This window comes from Empedobacter sp. GD03861, assembly GCF_029840885.1.
Classification (GTDB): domain Bacteria; phylum Bacteroidota; class Bacteroidia; order Flavobacteriales; family Weeksellaceae; genus Empedobacter; species Empedobacter falsenii_B.
On record NZ_JAOCDJ010000007.1, the window covers coordinates 21,245 to 42,526 of the forward strand.

General features: G+C 30.0%; 21 protein-coding genes. 9 read left to right on the top strand and 12 right to left on the bottom strand.

All coding sequences use genetic code 11. The features are described from left to right. Positions 1-93 precede the first annotated feature (93 nt). The 7 genes from N5D03_RS05535 to udk all read right to left on the bottom strand — a co-directional run bounded on the left by N5D03_RS05535 (position 94) and on the right by udk (position 8,490). A complete protein-coding gene (locus N5D03_RS05535) occupies positions 94-768 on the bottom strand; it encodes a hypothetical protein (RefSeq protein WP_125349240.1) in 675 nt (224 codons plus the stop codon). 60 nt (positions 769-828) lie between these two features. Beyond that, the gene (locus N5D03_RS05540; RefSeq protein WP_280051119.1) at positions 829-2,628 is read right to left on the bottom strand and encodes an ABC transporter ATP-binding protein; all 1,800 of its coding nucleotides are present in this window, start codon (positions 2,626-2,628) and stop codon (positions 829-831) included. A gap of 3 nt (positions 2,629-2,631) precedes the next feature. Then, positions 2,632-4,809 carry an FUSC family membrane protein gene (locus tag N5D03_RS05545; protein ID WP_280050133.1) on the bottom strand — a complete coding sequence of 726 codons (2,178 nt, stop codon included), beginning with the start codon at positions 4,807-4,809 and terminating at the stop codon, positions 2,632-2,634. A 62-nt stretch (positions 4,810-4,871) separates the two neighbouring features. Next, positions 4,872-6,038 (bottom strand): RsmD family RNA methyltransferase, encoded by a 1,167-nt coding sequence (locus N5D03_RS05550; protein WP_280051120.1) that lies wholly within the window; start codon positions 6,036-6,038, stop codon positions 4,872-4,874. A gap of 127 nt (positions 6,039-6,165) precedes the next feature. Beyond that, positions 6,166-7,440 carry a methylmalonyl-CoA mutase family protein gene (locus N5D03_RS05555; RefSeq protein WP_219034475.1) on the bottom strand — a complete coding sequence of 425 codons (1,275 nt, stop codon included), beginning with the start codon at positions 7,438-7,440 and terminating at the stop codon, positions 6,166-6,168. Continuing rightward, the gene (locus tag N5D03_RS05560) at positions 7,433-7,822 is read right to left on the bottom strand and encodes a septum formation initiator family protein (protein WP_221855581.1); all 390 of its coding nucleotides are present in this window, start codon (positions 7,820-7,822) and stop codon (positions 7,433-7,435) included. Before N5D03_RS05560 ends, N5D03_RS05555 begins: the two co-directional genes overlap by 8 nt. Then, positions 7,822-8,490, bottom strand: a complete 669-nt coding sequence (gene udk, locus N5D03_RS05565) for a uridine kinase (RefSeq protein WP_260392473.1) — start codon at positions 8,488-8,490, stop codon at positions 7,822-7,824. The genes N5D03_RS05560 and udk overlap by 1 nt, the downstream gene beginning before the upstream one ends. Positions 8,491-8,826: 336 nt before the next feature. On the opposite strand from udk, the gene N5D03_RS05570 reads away from it, so the two are divergent. After that, positions 8,827-9,429: a DUF4126 domain-containing protein gene (locus N5D03_RS05570; RefSeq protein ID WP_115001131.1), complete on the top strand. Its 603-nt coding sequence runs from the start codon at positions 8,827-8,829 to the stop codon at positions 9,427-9,429. Positions 9,430-9,508: 79 nt separating this feature from the next. Here N5D03_RS05570 and N5D03_RS05575 read toward each other — a convergent pair whose 3' ends face one another. After that, positions 9,509-10,285, bottom strand: a complete 777-nt coding sequence (locus N5D03_RS05575) for a DeoR/GlpR family DNA-binding transcription regulator (RefSeq protein ID WP_115002099.1) — start codon at positions 10,283-10,285, stop codon at positions 9,509-9,511. A gap of 133 nt (positions 10,286-10,418) precedes the next feature. Between N5D03_RS05575 and N5D03_RS05580 the strand changes: the two genes are divergently transcribed. The 8 genes from N5D03_RS05580 (at position 10,419) to N5D03_RS05615 (ending at position 17,132) form a co-directional block, all read left to right on the top strand. Next, a complete protein-coding gene (locus N5D03_RS05580) occupies positions 10,419-11,978 on the top strand; it encodes a glycerol-3-phosphate dehydrogenase/oxidase (protein ID WP_115001130.1) in 1,560 nt (519 codons plus the stop codon). Positions 11,979-12,005: 27 nt separating this feature from the next. After that, positions 12,006-13,508, top strand: a complete 1,503-nt coding sequence (gene glpK, locus N5D03_RS05585) for a glycerol kinase GlpK (RefSeq protein ID WP_280051121.1) — start codon at positions 12,006-12,008, stop codon at positions 13,506-13,508. 12 nt (positions 13,509-13,520) lie between these two features. Next, positions 13,521-14,261 carry an MIP/aquaporin family protein gene (locus tag N5D03_RS05590; protein WP_115001127.1) on the top strand — a complete coding sequence of 247 codons (741 nt, stop codon included), beginning with the start codon at positions 13,521-13,523 and terminating at the stop codon, positions 14,259-14,261. Positions 14,262-14,290: 29 nt separating this feature from the next. Next, positions 14,291-15,124, top strand: a complete 834-nt coding sequence (locus N5D03_RS05595; RefSeq protein ID WP_115001125.1) for a hypothetical protein — start codon at positions 14,291-14,293, stop codon at positions 15,122-15,124. Positions 15,125-15,275: 151 nt separating this feature from the next. Further along, positions 15,276-15,458 (top strand): hypothetical protein, encoded by a 183-nt coding sequence (locus N5D03_RS05600; RefSeq protein ID WP_125349247.1) that lies wholly within the window; start codon positions 15,276-15,278, stop codon positions 15,456-15,458. After that, a complete protein-coding gene (locus N5D03_RS05605) occupies positions 15,418-15,996 on the top strand; it encodes a hypothetical protein (RefSeq protein WP_125349248.1) in 579 nt (192 codons plus the stop codon). The genes N5D03_RS05600 and N5D03_RS05605 overlap by 41 nt, the downstream gene beginning before the upstream one ends. A 47-nt stretch (positions 15,997-16,043) precedes the next feature. Continuing rightward, positions 16,044-16,889 carry an aldo/keto reductase gene (locus N5D03_RS05610; protein WP_115001120.1) on the top strand — a complete coding sequence of 282 codons (846 nt, stop codon included), beginning with the start codon at positions 16,044-16,046 and terminating at the stop codon, positions 16,887-16,889. A 3-nt stretch (positions 16,890-16,892) separates the two neighbouring features. After that, positions 16,893-17,132 (top strand): hypothetical protein, encoded by a 240-nt coding sequence (locus N5D03_RS05615; RefSeq protein ID WP_115001118.1) that lies wholly within the window; start codon positions 16,893-16,895, stop codon positions 17,130-17,132. A 159-nt stretch (positions 17,133-17,291) separates the two neighbouring features. On the opposite strand, the gene N5D03_RS05620 is transcribed toward N5D03_RS05615, so the two are convergent. The 4 genes from N5D03_RS05620 to gap all read right to left on the bottom strand — a co-directional run bounded on the left by N5D03_RS05620 (position 17,292) and on the right by gap (position 21,274). Beyond that, complete coding sequence (locus N5D03_RS05620) at positions 17,292-18,155, bottom strand: acyl-CoA thioesterase II (protein ID WP_115001117.1); 864 nt, start codon at positions 18,153-18,155, stop codon at positions 17,292-17,294. An 11-nt stretch (positions 18,156-18,166) separates the two neighbouring features. After that, positions 18,167-19,132 carry a nitronate monooxygenase family protein gene (locus N5D03_RS05625; protein WP_115001115.1) on the bottom strand — a complete coding sequence of 322 codons (966 nt, stop codon included), beginning with the start codon at positions 19,130-19,132 and terminating at the stop codon, positions 18,167-18,169. Positions 19,133-19,454: 322 nt separating this feature from the next. After that, positions 19,455-20,051 carry a sigma-70 family RNA polymerase sigma factor gene (locus N5D03_RS05630; RefSeq protein WP_280037446.1) on the bottom strand — a complete coding sequence of 199 codons (597 nt, stop codon included), beginning with the start codon at positions 20,049-20,051 and terminating at the stop codon, positions 19,455-19,457. A 218-nt stretch (positions 20,052-20,269) separates the two neighbouring features. Further along, positions 20,270-21,274 (bottom strand): type I glyceraldehyde-3-phosphate dehydrogenase, encoded by a 1,005-nt coding sequence (gap, locus tag N5D03_RS05635; RefSeq protein WP_280051122.1) that lies wholly within the window; start codon positions 21,272-21,274, stop codon positions 20,270-20,272. Positions 21,275-21,282 lie beyond the last annotated feature (8 nt).

The following is a 21,282-nucleotide window of genomic DNA, read 5'->3' on the forward strand; positions in this document are numbered from 1 at the left end:
ATTAGAATGTCATTAAAAATAAAAATCCTGAAACTTTTTAAGGGTTCAGGACTTCCAAAAGTTGCCAAAAAAATGGCGCATAGTTCAATGTATTTAATATTTATTATCAATAATATCCAACGTTTCGTTTAATGATTCTTTCATCATTTTCTCTAAATAATCCGTCGTACTTTTATTGATTGTTTCGTCTATATATTTAGTTCCACCAATTGTTTCGCTATATTTTAAAGCATTATTTTTAAGGTCTAAAATATTAATATAGACATATGTTTTTGCGATGTATTTCTGTTTGTTGGCAGGATCATAATCAAGACCCGATTTTACATTAATCAAAACTAAATCATCTTGATTAATCGCTTTTTTTAAATCATTAAATTTAACTTGATTTACATTTTCCTTTGTGATTAATTCATTTGGAACTAAGTTTTTATCAAATTTATCAATCATTTGATAAGTATACTTGTTATCGTTTAATATTTTCTCAGATTTATCACGAATTATTTTTACAATATCAAATTTAGAATTTATTTGTTTAAGCTGATTTTCAATTGATTTTGAATCAATGTTTTGATCTAAATTTTGAGAATTATGATCAAAAAAACCAAGAGAATCTATGTTAATGAGAACACCAACTTTGTTTACAGGAACGTCTAAAGCATTTTCGTAAGTTACCGTATTAAGTGCTAATTCTTTTGGAGCTTCTTTTTTTTGCTCGCAAGATTGGGTAAAAAACAATACCCCAACAATAAAATAAACTAATTTTTTCATACACTATCCTATTACCTCTTTAAAGGTAGTGATTTATAATGTTTTATAATAAAATTATTGCTAATAATTTTCTTCTTCTTCATCGTCAAAAGTTTTGGCAATTTTTTCAATGTTTAAGCTTTTTGCCATTGCATCAAAAATCTCTTTATAAGTACCGTTCATTTTGTACACATCTTCATGAATCCCGTTTTCTACAACTTCGCCTTGTTTCATCACGTACGTATAATCGGCATCGATAATTTGAGAAATACTATGCGAAATAATGATAACTGTTCGATCTTTTTTGATGGCATCCAAACTATTTTTAATCTGTTCCGTGGCAATTGCATCCAAACTTGCAGTAGGTTCGTCCAAGAAAATAATTGGGGGATTTTTTAGAAACATACGTGCTATGGCGATACGTTGCTGTTGACCACCAGATAACAATAAGGCTTTGGATTGATAAGCTTCTGGCAAATCCATAATTTGTTCGTGAATATAAGCACGTTTTGCGGCATCTTCTATTTCTTCGAAAGTTGCGTTTACATTTCCATAACGAATATTTTCTTCAATCGTTCCATTAAAAATGTGATTTTTTTGTAAAACCAATCCAATATTATCGCGTAAAAATTGTGTGTCATATTCTTCTAAATCAATTCCGTCAAGTACAATTTTTCCAGAATCAGGTTGATAAAATTTATCTAACAAATTAATCACTGTACTTTTTCCAGCGCCAGACAAACCAACCAAAGCTGTAATTTTATTGGGTTGAATTGTCATGTTGATATTTTTCAAGGCTTTGTAACCATTTGGATAAGAAAAGTCAACATTTTGGATTTCGAATTTACCTTTCAATTTTGTTGGAATATAATTTCCAGATGATTCTTTTTCGTCATCCGCTTTTAAAATAGAAAAGAAACTTTCGGAATAAATCATGGCATCATTCATTTCATCATAAATACGATGCAGTTGACGGATAGGAGCAGAAACGTTGTTGAACAACAAAATATGAAACATAATTGCGCCAATTGTCATTTGTCCGTCCAGAACCAAATATGAAGTTAAAATGATGATAATCACCACGCCAAATTGCTCGATAAAGGATTTTAAACCATCAAAAAAGAAGCTTGTTTTACGTGTTTGCATTTGATTATTCGTCAATTCTTTTTGCAAAGCAAGTTGTTTTTTACCTTCGATATCTTCTCGGTTAAATGATTTAATTACTGTGATTGAATCAATTATGCTGATAATTCCTTGCGATTTTTGTTCACGATAACCTCTTAGGTTACGTCGCCAACCACTCAGCTTTTTAGCTTGTTGTTGTGTAATAATGAAATAAATTGGAACGATACAAAGTCCAACCAATCCAACATAAAAATTAGCATTGAACATTAAAATTAAAGCAACAATTGAATTGGCAAAAAGTGGAAGAATATCGATAAAAAAGTTTTGAACTAAACGTGTCAAACTTTCAATTCCTCTGTCAATACGGGTTTGAAGTTTTCCTGCTTGATTATCTTGATTTGTATAAAATGCCATTCTATACGTCAAAATCTTTTCGATAATGGTTTGTGCTAAATCTTGTGAAACTAAGATTCTAAGCTTTTCACCATAATATTTTTGACCAAATGTGATAAAAGCATTCAAGATTTCTTTTGTCATCAAAACAATTGAAATAAACGAAATGATTTTCAGACCTTCTTTTAATCCTTTTCCAGCTTCAACCAAACCATTTATAGAATCTACGGTATACTGTAAAATAAGGGCGTTTACCTGTGACGTAAAAGATCCAACTAAGGTTAGGAGCAAAGTTGCGACAACCAAAGAACGATAAGGTTTTACAAATGGACGTAGATTTTTAAACAGTTGAATGATTGTCATTTATTATTCTTTTAACGGTTGTTCTTTCACAAAAACGTGACCAACTTTTGTGAAATCGTAAGCAATCTCGTATAAATACTCTAATAGATCTTCAATCAGTTCAGAATCATTTTGCAAAGCCTCTGTTTCAATTTCAGTATATGCAACAGTTTTTTCTCCAAATTCTATTGTTTTAGGTAAATTTTCTGTTTCATATTCGCCATAAAGCCGAATGTTTTGTAACAATAATTGCAAAATTTTCTTCATCAATCGAATGTGTTCTGAAGTTAAAATAACAGAATTGTTTTTCTTTAAAATTTTAACTAAACCAACTGAATATGAGACAAATGACTGGTTGAAAATGGTGAATTTATTCAGTACGTTAGCATTTTCTTGTTTTCCTTTCGGTTCAGAAATTACACGTTGAAAAACTGAATTAATATTTGCCATTGCAATAAAAACATCTTTTCTAGCTAATTTATAATCTGTTGTAGAAACTTCGTTGTCTGCTAATTTTTTAAAAACCAAATAAATAAACTCATAATTTGCAATCAATGCTTTTTGAATATATTCGTTCATATTATTTTTTTCCCAAGTTGGTAAAATCAAATAACTCGAAATAAACGCCATAAATCCTCCAACAAGTGTATCAATAAAACGTTCTTGAATAATATACAATGAATCTTTTTGCGAATAAAAACTAAACGAAATAAGAATATACGCGGTTAAGTAAAATGTACCAATTGCATATTTGTGACGAATAAAAGTGTAGGCCATTAACATGAAAATAAGCATTAAAGCAAATCGGATACTGTGTTGAGGAATTATCAATAATATTAAAACTCCAACTAATCCACCGCCAATTGTTCCTTTCAAACGCTGAAAGTTTCGTTTTTTTGTTACACTAAAACCAGGTTTTAAAATTACTAAAACTGTCATCAAAATCCAGTAACTATGATAAGTCATTGGAATAATAAATGTGACGCCATAAGCTAATAACATTACAATTGATGCACGAATTGCATGTCTAAAAATTGAAGATTTTAGATTCAGATGATCTTTTAATTTTCGTAAAGAATAATCAACTGTAGGTTCAAAATGTTCGGCATGATCCAGTGGATTTTTCTTTTTTTCTGTGAACGAATCATCATAGAAAAATTTATGGATAAACTCTATTTTATAAACAATTTGCTTTAGATTGATATAAATTTTAGATAAAACGATTGGTTTTTGTCCTTCTGCATATAATTCTTTGATGGCATCATCAATCTTTTTCAACTCAACTTCAAAGTCAAAAGTAGGTTGTTTAGGACGTTTGTTCGAGTTAATATGATAAGCAATCATTTTAAGCTCATGCGCTAATTTATTCATTAAATTATAGATTTTGCGCATTGCTTTTGTATCACCGTAAACTTCTCGAATTTTTACATAATCGTATTGATTTGCTGTTACATTCTCAAATATATCCACCAAATCAGAGAAAATAAACACAATCGAACGCCCAATTGGTGTCTGGTCTTTTACCAATTTTTTGTTCGAAAAAACTAATTCACGAACTAAACTTTGTTTTTCGTTAATTACAACATGTTCATCGATTAATTTTTTGATAATATCATCGTAATTTGAATCTTTATCAAACATAGAAGCCTTGATTCGAATGTATTCAGAAATATGAATCATTGTGTCAGCTAAGTTTTGCTGCGCCATACGATAAGGACGAAAGGTACTAATAGCTAGGCTAAAAATAGTGTACCAAGCTGCTCCAGCAGTCACAAAAAGTGCAATATGAAGAGGACTTAACTCATGTCGTAAATCATTCATATTCATTACCATTGACATCATAATGACCATTCCAAGCGCACTTGTACGTTGTCCCCAAACGGTTAACATGTTAGAAAAGAATACGATAAGTGTTAAACAAATACCTAGAAATATTGGGTAACTGTTAATCGTTTTGGTGAAATATGAAACAAGGAAAATCAAGAGCACGGAAAGCCACATCAGGTTTCGGCGTTCTTTAAATGGACCAGGTGTATCCGTCATGTGTGCTAAAACTGCACCAAGACTTATCGTTACACCGGCATATAAATCGCCAAACAAGCTGGCTACGATAGGCGGAATGATAATCGCTAAGGAAGTTTTTAAGCCATCTGAAAGCGCTTCTCCGTAGATAAAGTTTTCAATTTTATTGATGATTTTCAAGTGTAATTTTTTAAGGTTGAAAATTGTTGTATAAAATTAACACAACTTTTTTCGAAACCCAACTAAACTCGTGAAGTTTTTAGAATATGAAACCCATCAATGCTTTGAGTAAAAATTAAAGTTGTTGTACCGCCATCAATAATTTTGAATTTTTTCTTGATAACGTCTATTGGCTGATTGTAATTTTTGACTAATAAATTCGCTTTTGTTTTTAGAATTTCTTTTTTTTGATTTTTAATTTCTTCTTCAATCAAGTAAATTTTTCCAGGAAAATTCTCTAAAAGTTCATTCGAAGTATACAAATGAGTATTCTGATGAAGTTTATGAAGATTGAATTTTTCGCTCAATAATTTGAAAGCACCAGTTTTTAGAATCGCAACATTTGGTTCGTAAATATAACGTTGAATTCCTCCAAAACTTGCATTCGCACTATATTCTTCTTCAAAATGAAAAGAAAATTCGGATTGATTATTTTCTAAATTAACAGCTTTTATCAAAGGGTTTTTTGTTGAAGAATTTTTATCTAAAATGATTAGAAAATCTTTCACTTCATTTTTTAATGCAACAATGTGTATTTCAAAAATTGAATCAATTTGTTGTAGGGTAGAAGTGATGTCCAATAAAGGCGAAAGCTTGATGATAATTTTCTCCGTTTTTTCGTAAAAAGTTGGAATCCATTCTAAAATATTTGGCTCTAAATCTTCTAAAATAAATTTTCTTCCGCTCGAATTTCTTCTTGCTGGATCAAGATAAATCACATCAAATTTTAACGTAGGATTTTCTTCAAAAAAAGATTGAAAAGTTCCTGTGTAGGTTTCTAAATTTGATGCTAAAATTTTAGCATTATGTTGTACAATCTCACTCAATTCAGGATTTTGTTCGATGTGATATACTTTTTCAAAATTCTTTGCAAAAGCCATAGTGTCAATTCCAAAACCTGCAGTTAAATCAATCAAATTTTTTCCTTTAACTAAAGTTGATTTATAATTTGCTGTAGCTTCTGAACTTGCTTGTTCCAAATTAATTGAAGGCGGAAAATAAATATTTTCTGTCGAATAAAGTGTTGGAAATTTATGTTTTGAAACTTGAATTCCTTTCAATTGTTGTGCAATTTCAGCAGAAGAAATTTCTTCAAACAACGATTTTTTCAAACCTATAGATTTGATGTCTTCATGTTCGATTATTTTCAGATAATCTTGAAATTCTTTTGTTAAAATAGTTGGATTCAAAATGTTATTTTTTGACGTAAAATATTATTTTATTAAACACAAAACTTCAGTATCCATCACAGCTACTGAAGTTTCGATTATATTATTAAGTTCTTTTAATGAAATTGGCATCCAATTCATGTAAAAACTATTTTTTTTCTTCTTTTTCTGCCAAACGAGTTGGAACAATCGGAACAAAAAGTGCTTGTTTTACCACTTTTTCTTTTGGCGATTTCTCAATCACATCTGCAGGGTTTCTAAATTTGTTTACACCAATTAATTTAATGGTTTGCTCATCGAAATCTTTTTGCTCTTTTTTCGCGCTTGTGTAAATAAAATCTTGAATAGTTTCATTTTGTAAAGCATTCACAAAACCACCAACATTTTGTATTGTTTTAAACAATTCTAACGCATTTTCAGCCATTTGATTTGTCAAACTTTCAATGTAGAAAGAACCAGCAGCAGGATCAGTAAATTGATTCAAATAAGATTCTTTTTGTAACAATAATTGTTGTTTTGCGGCTAATTCTAATCCAAAATCAGACTCTTTATTAACTTCATCATATGATCCAACAAAAATAGCGTCACTTGATCCGAAGATAGCCGAAGAAGCTTCTATTGTAGAGCGAATAACGTTGTTGTAAATATCTAATTTAGATTTATTGCGATCGGATGTTGAAGTGAAAATAAATGCTTCACTTTCTTTATTATATTGCTCCAAAATCATTTTCCATAAAAAGCGAAATGCTCTTAATTTCGCAACTTCGAAGAAATAATTACTTCCAACAGCAAATTTAAAATAAATTTTGTCCGCAATATCAGCTCCAAAATTTTCTAAATATTCTACTGCATGTGCAAGTGTAATCGCAATTTGTTGAACATGATTTGCTCCAGCATTTTGATAAACATCTCCTTGAATTGAAATTACTTTTTCGAAATTTTTCAATGCCAAAGCTTCTTTCACCAATTCTTTTGATGCTTTTTCTGAATCATTTTGCCAAAGTCCATTCTGTGCCAAATATCCATAAATATCTAAATCTAAATATTTCAGATTTGGAAGATTTTCAAGCGATTTTAAATCAGAAGTTCCATTATATTTAATAAATAAATCTAGATAATTAGGAAGTTCTAACGATGAATCAATTTGATTTTGATTAATCAAATATCCATACAAAAAGCTGTAATCTTGGTTTTTATTTCCAGTATATTTCGAAATAATTTTCCAATCTTTTGAGGATTTTGGTAATGGTTGTACAGCCGAATAATCGACATCATCCTTTGTATATAATGGTTTTACATTTATTTGATCGTTCGTTCCCCAAACCAAAGTTTCATTATATTCTAAACCTTTTAGCTCGACTTGAACTTTATTTTTCCATTCTTTTTCAGAAATAGAATCAAAATTTTCAAATAACTTACTCATTTTCTTTATTTTGCGGCTTCGTAACTTTTTCTTGCTGAATGATAAAAATATCTTCATCATCTTTTTTCAAGAAATGCTTTTCTCTTGCAATCCTTTCAATTTCAGCAGGATTACTATTTAGTTGATTTAATTTTTCAGACTCAGTATCCAAGTGTTCTTGGTAATATTGTTGATCAACTTCTAATAATTTGATTTGTTTATCCAACTCGCGATGTACGAAAAAAGAATTTTGGTCGAAAAAAATCATCCAAACAGCAAACGCAACCGTTAGAACAAAGTAACGATTCCAAACAAATTTGAATACACGTGTATCCTTAATTTTTCTTTTCGGTACTTCTGGTGTAAGTTCTTTGTCAAAGATTTCTTCCGATTTTTCTTTCATTATACAGTAGTTTTCGAGTTGAGTTTTTCTTTAATTACAGTTGATAAAACTTTGATTGCGACAGAATTTTTCTTTTTCATATTCGGAATAATAATGTCTGCATAGTTTTTAGATGGTTCTATAAATTGCTGATGCATAGGTTTTAACGTTTTTTGATAACGCGTTAAAACTTCATCCAAATCGCGTCCACGTTCTTGGATATCACGACGTACACGACGAATTAAACGCTCATCAGAATCTGCATGAACAAAGATTTTTACATCAAATAAATCGCGTAAATCTGGGTCAGTCAATACCAAAATTCCTTCTACAATAATAACCGATTGTGGATGTGTTAAAATCGTTTCTTCCTTGCGACTATGCGTAATAAACGAATAGACAGGTTGTTCTATTGATACGCCATTTTTCAATAAAGCGACATGTTCTTTTAGTAATTCGAAATCAATTGATCTTGGGTGATCAAAATTGATCTTAGAACGTTCATCAAAAGATAATTCAGGATGATCTTTATAATAATTATCTTGAGAAATAACGATAACGCTTTCCGCGTTAAGATCTCTTAAAATATTATTTACAACAGTTGTTTTTCCCGAACCTGTTCCTCCTGCAATTCCTATTACTAGCATTTTTGTTTTATTATTTTTTTTAATTTCGTTTGATGTTTCCATTGCAAGAGTTCTCGTAAAATTTCCTTAAAGATAAAATTTTCCTATCAGAAATTAAAATAAAAAGAAATCGATTCTTGCAAAATTTTAAATGTTGTCGTGAAGAAGTTTTGGTTGATTGATTTTGAGAAAAGAAATAATTATCGATGCATTTAAAAAATGATTGATTTATTATTCGATTATTTAGATGTAACTCAAACATTTAGGTTTATTTATACAAAAAAAGTACTTTGCAGTACTTGGTTTCTCTTAATCGGATGCAAAGGAAAGAAAAAAATGATAATTATTAAGTATTTTTTTTGTAAATTTAAGTAATCAAAACTGTTAAAAACATAAAAAATGAACGAATTATTATCAACAAATTTTCTCTTACCAATACTCATAGGTATTGGTTTAGTAGCTGCAACTGGTTTTAGAATATTCTTACCACTTTTCATTGTAAGTTTATTAACCGATTCAGGAAGTATTGATTTAAATATTTCTGATAATTGGAGTTGGATTGGAACTGATACAACGATGATGATTTTAGGATTATTAGCCGCTGTAGAAATAGTAGTATATTATATTCCTATTTTAGATAATTTTTTAGATAAATTATCTGTGCTCTTAGCTGCAATTGCAGGGATATTTATTTTTAAAATTGTATTACCAGAGGTGATTAATGAATACCTTTCTTGGGTATTAGCTATAGTTATTGGAGGAGGAGTTTCTTTCTTTATTTCTGCAACTATGACAGCAGCAAGAGATGTATCAACAATAACTACAAGAGGAGAAGGGAATTTTGTAATTAGTACAGTAGAAACACTTTGTTCTGTAATTTTGATATTTATGTCAATTTATTTACCTGTGCTTTGTTTCTTCTTTGTATTATTTATATTGTACAGTTGTTATTATGCTTACAGTCATGTAAGTAAAAGAAAAAACAATATATTATTGCATTAAAATTAAAATAATAATAAAAAAACCTTGATAACAATTGTTATCAAGGTTTTTTTATTAAAAGAAACAAAAAGAAATATTATTAAACAATAGTTAATTTTACTCCAAGTTTATCAATATCTTCTTTTGCTTTTTCTGTAATTCTAGAGTCAGTTATAATATGGTCAATTTCATTAAGATTACATATTTTACCAAAACCTTTTTTTCCGAATTTACTATAATCAGTTAATACAATTGTTTTTTGAGAAGCTTTTATCATAAGATGATTTAAATTGGCTTCGAGTAAATTAGAGGTTGTTAATCCGTAATCTGTATCAATACCATCAATTCCAAGAAATAATTTAGAAAAAGAAAGTTTTTTCAATGTATCTTCAGCATAAGGTCCAACAACAGATGTAGAGTTTGGTCGAACAACACCACCTAATTGTATTACTTCAATATTAGCTTTACCACTAAGAGCTAATGCAACGTTCATTGCAGAAGTTACAACTGTTAACTTTCCATTTGTTACGTTTATAGCCTGAGCAAATTGTAAAACAGTTGTTCCCGAAGCTATTAAAATTGCATCATTTGGTTCAATTAAAGATGCAGCAAATTTTGCTATATCTCTCTTTTGTTCAACATTTAATAAGCTTTTTTCGTTTACATTTATATCTTGTGTATAGGGATTGTTTTTATATATTAAACCATGAGCTTTGTATATTAAGTTCATGTTTTCTAATGTTTTAATGTCTTTTCTGATTGTGACAATAGATATATCAAGTTTTTTTGCTAAATCAGATATTTTAACGACTTCATTTTTCTCTAATTGATCTAAAATATAATTATGTCTTTGCGCCATTGTTTCAAATTCTATCATCATTTATGTTTTAAAATCTACTCAAATTTAATAAAGTTTTTACATATAATTATTTCTTTTTACATTAAAAATAGTTTTTATTTATTTCTTATTTGTTTTTTTTTATTATTTTTGATTTCGAAATGTTTTTATTATGAAAAGAAGCTCTTTATTAAAACAAATAGCATCAACAAAAGATTGGGATGTTATAATAATCGGTGGAGGAGCCACTGGTCTTGGATGTGCAATGGATGCTGCTACTAGAGGATATAAGACTTTATTAGTTGAACAAGCTGATTTTGCAAAAGGGACTTCAAGTAAAGCAACTAAGCTTTTACATGGAGGGGTTCGATATATGGCACAAGGTGATATTGGTTTAGTAAAAGAGGCTTGTCATGAAAGAGGTCTATTATTAAAAAATGCACCTCATCTTACAAGAAATACTTCTTTTGTAATTCCTAATTACTCGTATTTTGATAATATTATGTATACGGTTGGTTTAAAGTTTTATGATTTTTTAGCTGGGAAATTAAGTTTAGGAAAATCAAGATACGTTAATTCAAAAAATACATTGAAATTACTTTCTACAGTAAAACCTAATGGTTTAAAAGGAGGAGTAGTGTATCAAGATGGTCAATTTGATGATTCAAGATTAGCCCTAAATATAGCTCAGACAGCTATAGAAAATGGTGCTTGTGTTTTAAATTATACAAAAGTTGTAGGTCTTTTAAAAGATTCGAAAGGAAAACTTTCTGGAGTAAAAATAAAAACAGAAGATACGGAAGAAGTATATGAATTAAATGCTAAAGCAGTTATTAATGCAACAGGAGTTTATGCTGATAATATTTTGCAATTTGATAAACCTAATTCACCTCATCTAGTAAGACCAAGTCAGGGTGTTCATATAACAATTGACAAAAAATTCTTGCCAGGTGAAAATGCTTTAATGATTCCTAAAACTAGTGATGGTCGTGTATTATTTGCTGTACCATGGTATGATAAATTAATTCTAGGAACAACTGATACGCTTAGAGATCATGCAGAATTAGAACCACGAGCTTTAGATGAAGAAATTAATTTTATCTTAACTACAGCTCAACAATATTTAGTAGGAAAACCGACTAAAGATGATGTGCAAGCTATTTTTGCTGGTTTACGTCCTTTAGCTGCACCACAAGGTGAAGGGAAAAACACTAAAGAGATTTCTCGTAGTCATAAAATCTTAGTTTCTGATAGTGGATTAGTAACAATTATAGGTGGGAAATGGACAACATTTAGAAGAATGGGACAAGATACAATTGATAAAATTATTCAATTGAATAAAGTTCCTTCAGTAAGTTGTAAAACTGAGCAATTAAAAATACATGGATATGAAGAAAATGTCAACTTTGAAAAAGATTTACATTTTTATGGTTCTGATAGATCAGAGATATTGAAATTGGAAAAAGAAAACCCTCAGTATGCTGAAAAATTATTGCCAAAATATGATTACACATATGCTTGTGTTGTTTTTGCTGTAAGAAATGAATTAGCATATAAATTAGAAGATGTTTTAGCTCGTAGACTTCGACTTTTATTATTAGATGCAAAAGGAGCAGTTGAAGTTTCTCATAAAGTAGCAACAATTATGGCTCAAGAGTTAGGTAAAGATGAACAATGGATTCAAAAAGAAGTAAATGAATTTGCTCAATTAGCAAAAATATATCAATTATAAGAAGAAAAAAAATAAAAACCACAAAAAATGGAAACACACGAAAAATTTATTCTTGCATTAGATCAAGGTACAACTAGTTCGAGAGCTATTATTTATAATCATGATGGAGAAATTGTAGCGATATCTCAAAAAGATTTTCAGCAAATATTTCCCCAGCCAGGTTGGGTAGAACATGATCCAAATGAAATTTGGTATACACAATCTTCAGTAGCTGCTGAATCTGTAGCTAAATCAGATTTAAATGGAACTAATATCGCAGCTATAGGTATTACAAATCAAAGGGAAACAACTATAGTATGGGATAGGGTAACAGGAGATCCTATTTATAATGCAATTGTTTGGCAAGATAGAAGAACATCAAAATACTGTGACTCATTAAAAGAAAAAGGGTATAAAGATATTATACAAGAAAAGACAGGTCTTGTTATTGATTCATATTTTTGTGCTACAAAGATTAAATGGGTTTTAGATAATGTTGATGGAGCAAGAGAAAAAGCAGAACAAGGGAAATTATGTTTTGGAACTGTAGATAGTTGGCTTGTATGGAAATTTACTAGAGGAAAAATGCATATTACGGATGTTTCTAATGCTTCAAGAACACTTCTTTATAACATTAATACAATGGAGTGGGATGATGAATTGTTAAATTTATTTGATATTCCCAAATCTATGCTACCTGAAGTAAAGAGTAGTAGTGAAATTTATGGAACAACATCAACAACGTTATTTTCAACTAAAATTCCAATTTCTGGTATTGCTGGAGATCAACAAGCTGCATTATTTGGACAAATGTGTGTGGAGGAAGGAATGGCTAAAAATACATACGGAACAGGTTGTTTTTTATTAATGAATATTGGTGAAAAACCAGTTTTTTCAAAAAATAATTTATTAACGACAGTTGCTTGGCAAATAGACGGTAAAACAACTTATGCATTAGAAGGTTCTGTTTTTGTAGGAGGAGCTGTTATTCAGTGGTTGAGAGATGGTCTTAAAATAATTTCATCTGCACCAGAAAGTGAAAGATTATCTGCATCTGTGGAAGATAATGGTGGTGTTTATTTTGTACCAGCTCTTACAGGTCTTGGTGCTCCTTACTGGGATCAATATGCGAGAGGTGCAATTTTTGGAATTACTCGTGGTACGACACAGGCTCATATTGCCAAAGCAGCTATCCAAGGAATTGCATTTCAGGTTGATGATTTAATTAAGAGTATGAAATCTGATGTTGAAGGGGAAATAAAAGAATTAAGAGTAGATGGCGGAGCTTGTGCGAATAATGTATTAATGCAATTTCAAGCTGATTTGATTGAAAATGAAGTTATTCGTCCTAAAGTTTTGGAAACTACATCTCTTGGTGCTGCATATTTAGCAGGTTTAGCTGTTGGATATTGGAAAAATATTGATGAGATAAAAGTTCAATGGAAGCAGGATAGAGTTTTTAAACCAGAGATGAATTCAGATAAAAGAGCTGACTTATTGAAATTCTGGAATAAGGCTGTAAAAAGAACTCAAAATTGGATTGAAGATTAAATCAATTGAATTATGAATGAATTTTCAGCTGAATTAATAGGAACTGCTGTCCTAATACTTTTAGGTGGTGGTGTTTGTTCAAACGTTGCTTTGAAAAAGACAATTGGTCATGGTTCTGGTTGGATTGTTATTACAACAGGTTGGGCTTTGGCTGTTTTTGCAGGAGTTGTAATTGCAGGTCCTGTGAGTGGTGCTCATTTAAATCCTGCAGTTTCTGTAGGTTTAGCATTAGCAAATAAATTTGAATGGTCTAAAGTACCATTATTTATTCTTGCTCAGTTATTAGGAGCGATGATAGGAGCATTTTTAAATTGGGCAATGTATAAAGATCATTTTGATGCTTCTTCAGATGATCCAAGTTCTCAATTAGGTGTTTTTTCTACAGGGGCAGCAATTCCAAATAATTTTAGAAATGTCCTTTCTGAAATTTTGGGAACATTTGTATTGGTTTTTTGTGTATTTTATTTTTCTGATGCTAAAGGTACTTCGGGTACAGAAGAAGTGAAATTAGGATTAGGATCAGTTGGTGCTTTACCAGTAGCTTTCGTTGTTTGGTCTATTGGATTATCTTTAGGAGGAACAACTGGTTATGCAATTAATCCTGCTCGTGATTTTGGGCCGAGGATTATGCATTCTCTTTTACCAATGAAAGGTAAAGGTTCAAGTAATTGGGGATATGCATGGATTCCAATTTTAGGACCAATTTTAGGAGCTGTTTTTGCAGCGTTATTATTTAACTTTTTGTCTAGTTAATATAATTATTCATTTCAAAACCACACAACATGAATAAAATAACTTCACTAAAAAATATATTACTAACTTTTGTTTTTTTAACTCCAGTTAGTATTTTTTCTCAGTCATATGATGTTGCAGATCTTAAAATAAATGAGGATGAAAAAAGCAAGGTGTCTTTAAATGAAGAATTTCAGCAAGAATTATCTCCATTTTATTTACATGGTCAATTAAAAACAATGCATTTATGGAGAGGTTTAGCTGTTACAAATTCTACCGTTTTTGCTATAGATGCAGGAGTTGGTACGGCAGATGGTAAATTAAAAGCAGGAGTTTGGGGAGGATACGGAACAACTGGAGAATATAGAGAATTTGATTATTATGTAACTTATTCTCCAGTGAAAAATTTAACTTTTGCTCTTTGGGATATTTATAATTATTCCACTAATGCTACATGGAATAATAAAGATTTTTTTGAATATAATGGAGATAAAACAGGTCACTTTTTAGATCTTTCTGTGTCATATACAATTTCTGATAAAATTCCATTAAATTTATATTGGTCTACTGTGATTCATGGTAGAGATAGAGGAATTGAAAATGAGAAAAATCTTTATTCTTCTTATGTACAAGCCTCTTATCCTGTGGTGAAAAGTAAATTAGTTAATTTAGATTTGTATGCTGCTGGAGCATTTGCTTTATCACCTGAAAAAGAAGATAAAGGAAAAAACTTTTATGGACCTAAATCAGGTTTAGCAAACGTAGGTTTTATTATTGGTAAAACACTTAATTTTGGTAGATATCAATTACCTATAACTGCTACAGCTTCTTGGAGTCCAATTAATGACTCTGGCAATATTCAACTTGCGTTTAATATTTTTTAATATTTTTTATTTAATTATAAAAGGGACTATTTATTAGTCCCTTTTTTTATTTATTTTCCTGAAAAAAAAGAAAGTTAAATAACTATAATACATAATTGTATAAATTTGAAATACAAATAATTAAAACTTTATGAAAAAACAATTATTAATTATGATTGCTAGTCTAATTGTGGACATAGCAATTGCACAGGTTGGTATTAATACTTCAACACCTCAGAAAACATTTCATGTAAATGGTAGTTTACAAGTTACTAATGAATTGAATGTTGGTGGTAATGCTACAAGTCAAGGTAGTGCAGGTACTTACATCAAATGGTGTTTCAAATTCACCTGAATGGAAAACAATTGCTGTAGCAACTAATTTAACTGGTGATATTAAGTATAGCCTTATTACTAGTGACCATAATGGTTGGGTTAAATTGGACGGACGTTCAGTAAGTAGTTTAATGTCTACTCAGCAAGCACAAGCTAGTGTTTTAGGTTTTTCTACTAATTTACCTGATGCAACAAATGCTTATTTAGTACAGAATAATACAACGCTTGGAGGATTGTCAAATTCTAATACTAAAACTCTTACTAGAGGTCAGCTTCCAAATGTTACTTTATCTGCATCAGCTTCTACAAATGTTGCAGGGTCACATAATCATAATTATACAGATAGGGGAAATACATCTTATGAGATGACAAGAAATGGTAATTTAACAAATATTGCAGATGATACTTCAGGTACTTATCAAACATCAAATGCAGGAGATCATAGTCATACAGTTTCTGCTACAACAGAATCTATTAACGGGGGAGTAACACAACAGTCTTTAGATGTTAGACCTTTAAGTATGAGTGTTAATACTTATTTATATTTAGGTCTCTAGTTTTTTAAGAGATTTATTTATTGTAAATTCATTCGTAAATTCAAATTATGATTGATATAGACACAAAAATAAAATTATATAATGGTCTTCATTTACCAATTTTAGGATTGGGTGTTTATAAAACGAATGAAGGTGATGAGGTTATAACTGCTATTCATTCAGCTTTAGATGAAGGTTATCGTCTTATAGATACAGCATCTTATTACAATAATGAAATAGGAGTTGGTAAAGCAATTAATTCTTACAAAATCAATCGTTCAGAATTATTTATTACTACAAAAGTTTGGATAGATGATATGGGATATGATAAAACAATTAATGCTTTTCATCAATCACTTAAAAACCTGAATTTAGATTATATTGATTTGTATTTAATTCATTGGCCAGTCGCTGATAAATTAATTGAATCTTGGAAAGCTTTAGAATTTTTATATGAAGAAGGTTTAGTAAAATCTATTGGAGTTTCTAACTGTTTGCAACATCATTTAGAAATAATTCAGAAGAATTGCGTTTATAAACCGATGGTTGTTCAGAATGAATTTCATCCAAGGTTGATTCAACAAGAATTGGTTAATTATTGTAAAGATCATCAAATTGCTTACCAAGCTTGGGCTCCATTGATGAGAGGGAGATTGTTAGAAAATGAAATACTAAAAAGTTTAGCTAAAAAATATAATAAGTCTGTTGCTCAAATTATTTTAAGATGGGATCTACAAAAAGGGATAGCTACAATTCCAAAAAGTGTAAATCCAGAACGAATAAAAGAAAATTCTTTATTGTTTGACTTTGAACTTTCTTTGGATGATATTCATAAAATTGATTCATTGAATTCAAACGAAAGAACAGGTGCTGATCCAAATAATTTTTTAGATTACTTTGCAAATAAGAAATAATTGATGAAACAAATAACTTATTCAATTGTTTCTAGAGGAGAAATATTAATTAATTATTCTAATCAGACCGTTAATGTTTTTATACGAGTTTCAGGAGAATTAGTCTTTCATCCACCAGTATTTTATGCTGATTTATTAATTTTTAAAAAACGTTCTGTATTATCAGAAAATATAAATCAAGAGATTATTGATTTTATTATGCAAGATAGTATAAGTAAAGGAACAAAAATTATTTTTGATTGACTTTGCGTTAGGAGGTGAAGCGGTATCCTTTTCTAATTGGATGTATTTTTATTTCAGTTAAATTATCAATTAGAAAAGATATTGAGGAAAACCCGCTCGAACGCCTAAATAAATATAAAACCTCATAATAGTATATTATGAGGTTTTTTTTTGATGTATTTATTTTGTTTTTGGTCGAATTAAACCTTCTTGAGCAACACTACAAATTAGCTCACCTGATCTGTTAAATAGTTCTCCTTTTGTAAACCCTCTTGTATCCATTGTACTTGGGCAATCTACGCTCACTAAAATCCAATCTTGTAAATTTGGAGTTCTGTGAAACCAAATGGAGTGATCTAAACTTGCCATTTGAGTGTTACCAAAATGAGCCTTAGAAGCATGAGGTTTTAACGCTGTAGATAATAAATTATAATCAGAGCTGTAAGCGATTAACTGATGAACAACTTGCAAGGGTAAGTTTTCTGGCGCATCATTAAAATTCATCCAAACATTGCTATAACTTTCATAATCTTTTTTTTCTGCAAGGTTTAATGTTTCGACAGGTTTAAAATCTATTGGTCTATCGGCCATTATAAATTGCTTAGTAGCTTTTGGTAAAAAATCTCCGAACATTTCTGCAATTTGTCTCCAGCTGATTAATTCTTCTGGTTGTTTTACATCTGGAATTTCTTCTTGATGCTCGTAACCTTCTTGCTTTAATTGAAAAGAACATGCCATTACAAAAATAGCTTCGTTATTTTGTTTTGCTGTTACTACTCTTGTACTGAAACTTCCTCCATCTCTTAAAATAGCAACTTCATAATAGATTGGTTCGTCTAATTGACCAGCTAAAATGAAATATGAATGTAATGAATGACAAAATCTGTCTGTGTCTACTGTTTGGTATGCAGCATTTAATGCTTGTGCTACAACTTGTCCTCCAAAAACATGAGGACTTCCCATAAAAGAACTTTTTCCTTCGAATAGATTATTTTCTAACTTTTTTAGAGAAATTAATTCGATGAGTTCTTGTGTTGTTTTCATTTTATGTTAGATTAAAATTTTAATTTGTTTAAGCGTTGGACATTCTTTTCTAAGGCAGTTTTATATTCATTTTTCATTCTAGTTATTAATTCCTTTACTGTAGGAACATCATGTATACCAGAAACGCCATGACCGGCAGACCAAATATCTTTCCAAGCTTTTTGGTCATCATGATCTGTTAGTTTAGAAAAATCCTCTTCTTTTTTATCTTCGATATTAATGTCGGAATGTTTGATACTTTGTTTTAAGAAATTAGCATTAACACCAGAAACACCGTCAGTGTAAATAATATCCTCAAATGAGGAATTTACTATCATATCTTTGTATTTATTATCTGCAGCTGCTTCTTTTGTAGCTATAAAACGAGTTCCTATGTATGCAAAATCTGCTCCCATTGTTTCTGCAGCTAATATATCATTTCCATTATTCAATGAACCAGCAAGAATTAAGCAGCCGTTATAAAATGTTCTAATATCATCGATTAAAGCAAATGGATTAGCAGTTCCTGCATGTCCGCCTGCGCCACCAGCTACAGCAATAATTCCATCCACACCAGCTTCTACAGCTTTTTCAGCATGACGTTTTTTTATAACATCATGAAAGACTATTCCTCCATAGCTGTGTACAGTGTCTACTAATTCTTTTACTGCTCCTAAAGATGTTATGATTAATGGAACTTTATACTTTACACATAAAGCTAAATCAGTTTCAATTCTTGGATTGGTTCTATTTACAATTAAATTTACTCCAAAAGGTGCTGCTTTTTTTCCAGTTTCTTTTTCGAATTGTTCTAACTGAGTTGTGATGTCAATTAGCATTTGTTCAAAATCTTCTGGTTTTCTACCATTTAATGAAGGAAATGTTCCACAAACACCATTTTTACAAGATTCTATAACTAATTCTGTTCGAGAAACAAGAAACATAGGTGAAGTGATTAAAGGTAAATCTAAACTATTTTTAAATTCTTGTAGGGTCATACTAAAATTTTTTTGATGTGGTATAGGATGCAATATAGTTATAAATTGAGTTATGATTTTCAGAAAAGATTAATTTATTTGCATAAAAAAATCCTGAAATGTTTAATATTTTCAGGATTTTTTATTTGATAAAAGCAGTGTTCGATTAATTTAAATTTAGGATTATTATTTCCTTCACGTTATTTAATTTCAATGCTGAAATTGATTTTGAAAACATTAATAATTTTTCAATCGTTGATTGTTTTGGTTCAAATTTTTCTGAGTAAAATTCAATCATAAAAACTTATTTACTTTAAAAACGTTAAATAGATAAGTTTATTTTTTAATCGATTGTTAAAATAATGTTATTATTTTCGATGACTTTTCTCAAGTTGATAATAGCATAGCGCATTCTTCCCAATGCAGTATTAATACTGACATTTGTTTCTTCCGCAATTTCTTTGAAACTTAATTCTTTAAAAATTCTTAATTCTAAAACTTCTCTTTGATCACTTGGTAATAAAGTAACCAGGTATCTTAAATCATTTTCGATTTGATTTTTTATGATTTTGGATTCAGAACATTCATCAGAGTTTCCAATAAAATCGAAAATATTATATTCGTCATCATATTTACCTATAGTTTCTCTAACAGCAGGCATTTTCTTAATATTTCGAAAATAATCAATAGTTAAATTATGCGCAATACGCATTAGCCAAGGTAAAAATTTTCCTTCTTCATTATATCCGCCACTTTTTAGTGTAAGAATAACTTTGATGAAAGTATCTTGGAAAATATCTTCAGTGATATCTTTGTCTAAAACTTTTGAGAAAATGAAACTATAGATTCTACTTTTATACTTCTCAATTAAAATTTCTAAAGCATATTCATTACCATCAACATAGTCTTTGATTAGTAATGAGTCTTCTTCGTAATTCATAAGGTAGATAATTTGGTTTAGTAAGTAGATTTTTTATCTATAGGCTTCTTGTTTTTTTTATAAGTGATTCAAATATAATCAAAGTTTGAATCAAAACAAGTGAATTAACATAAAAAGTCTTAAAAAAAAATAAAATTTTCTTAAAATTTTAGAAGTCTAAACCAAAAAAGGCCATTCACTTATTGAGAACAGCCTTTTTGTTAATTATTAATTAAGAATTAAATCTTTGCGATGTGTTGAACTAAATCAACTACTTTGTTAGAGTAACCAATTTCGTTGTCATACCAAGCAACTAACTTAACGAAAGTAGGGTTTAGCATGATACCAGCTTCTGCATCGAAAATAGATGTTCTTGTATCACCTACGAAATCTTGAGAAACAACAGCATCTTCTGTGTATCCTACAATTCCTTTCAAATCTCCTTCAGCAGCTTCGCGCATTACTTTTTTGATTTCGTCGTAGTTTGTTTCTTTTGCTAATTTAACTGTTAAATCAACTACAGAGACATCAACAGTTGGTACACGGAAAGACATTCCTGTTAATTTACCATTCAATTCTGGAATTACTTTTCCAACTGCTTTCGCAGCTCCAGTAGATGAAGGAATGATGTTTACCATTGCACTACGTCCACCTCTCCAATCTTTCATTGATGGTCCGTCAACTGTTTTTTGAGTTGCAGTAGTTGCGTGAACTGTTGTCATTAAAGCTTCCACAATTCCGAAATTTTCGTGAATTACTTTTGCTAATGGTGCTAAACAGTTTGTTGTACAAGAAGCATTAGAAACGATAGTGTCTTCTGCTGTTACAGATTCGTGGTTAACACCCATTACAAACATAGGGGTATCATCTTTAGAAGGACCTGTTAAAACAACTTTTTTTGCTCCAGCTTCAATGTGTTTTCCTGCAGTTTCTTTTGTTAAGAATAAACCTGTTGCTTCGATTACGATATCAGCTCCAACTTCGTCCCATTTCAAGTTCGCTGGGTCTCTTTCAGCTGTAACGCGAATTGTTTGTCCATTAACAATTAAGTTTCCGTTTTCTACTTTAACTTCTCCGTTAAATTTTCCGTGAACTGAATCATACTTTAGCATATAAGCTAAATAATCAACGTCTACTAAATCGTTAATACCTACGATTTCAATATCGTTTCTCTCAAAAGCAACCCCGAAAACAAGGCTACCAATTCTTCCGAATCCGTTGATTCCAATTTTAATTTTTGACATAGTATATA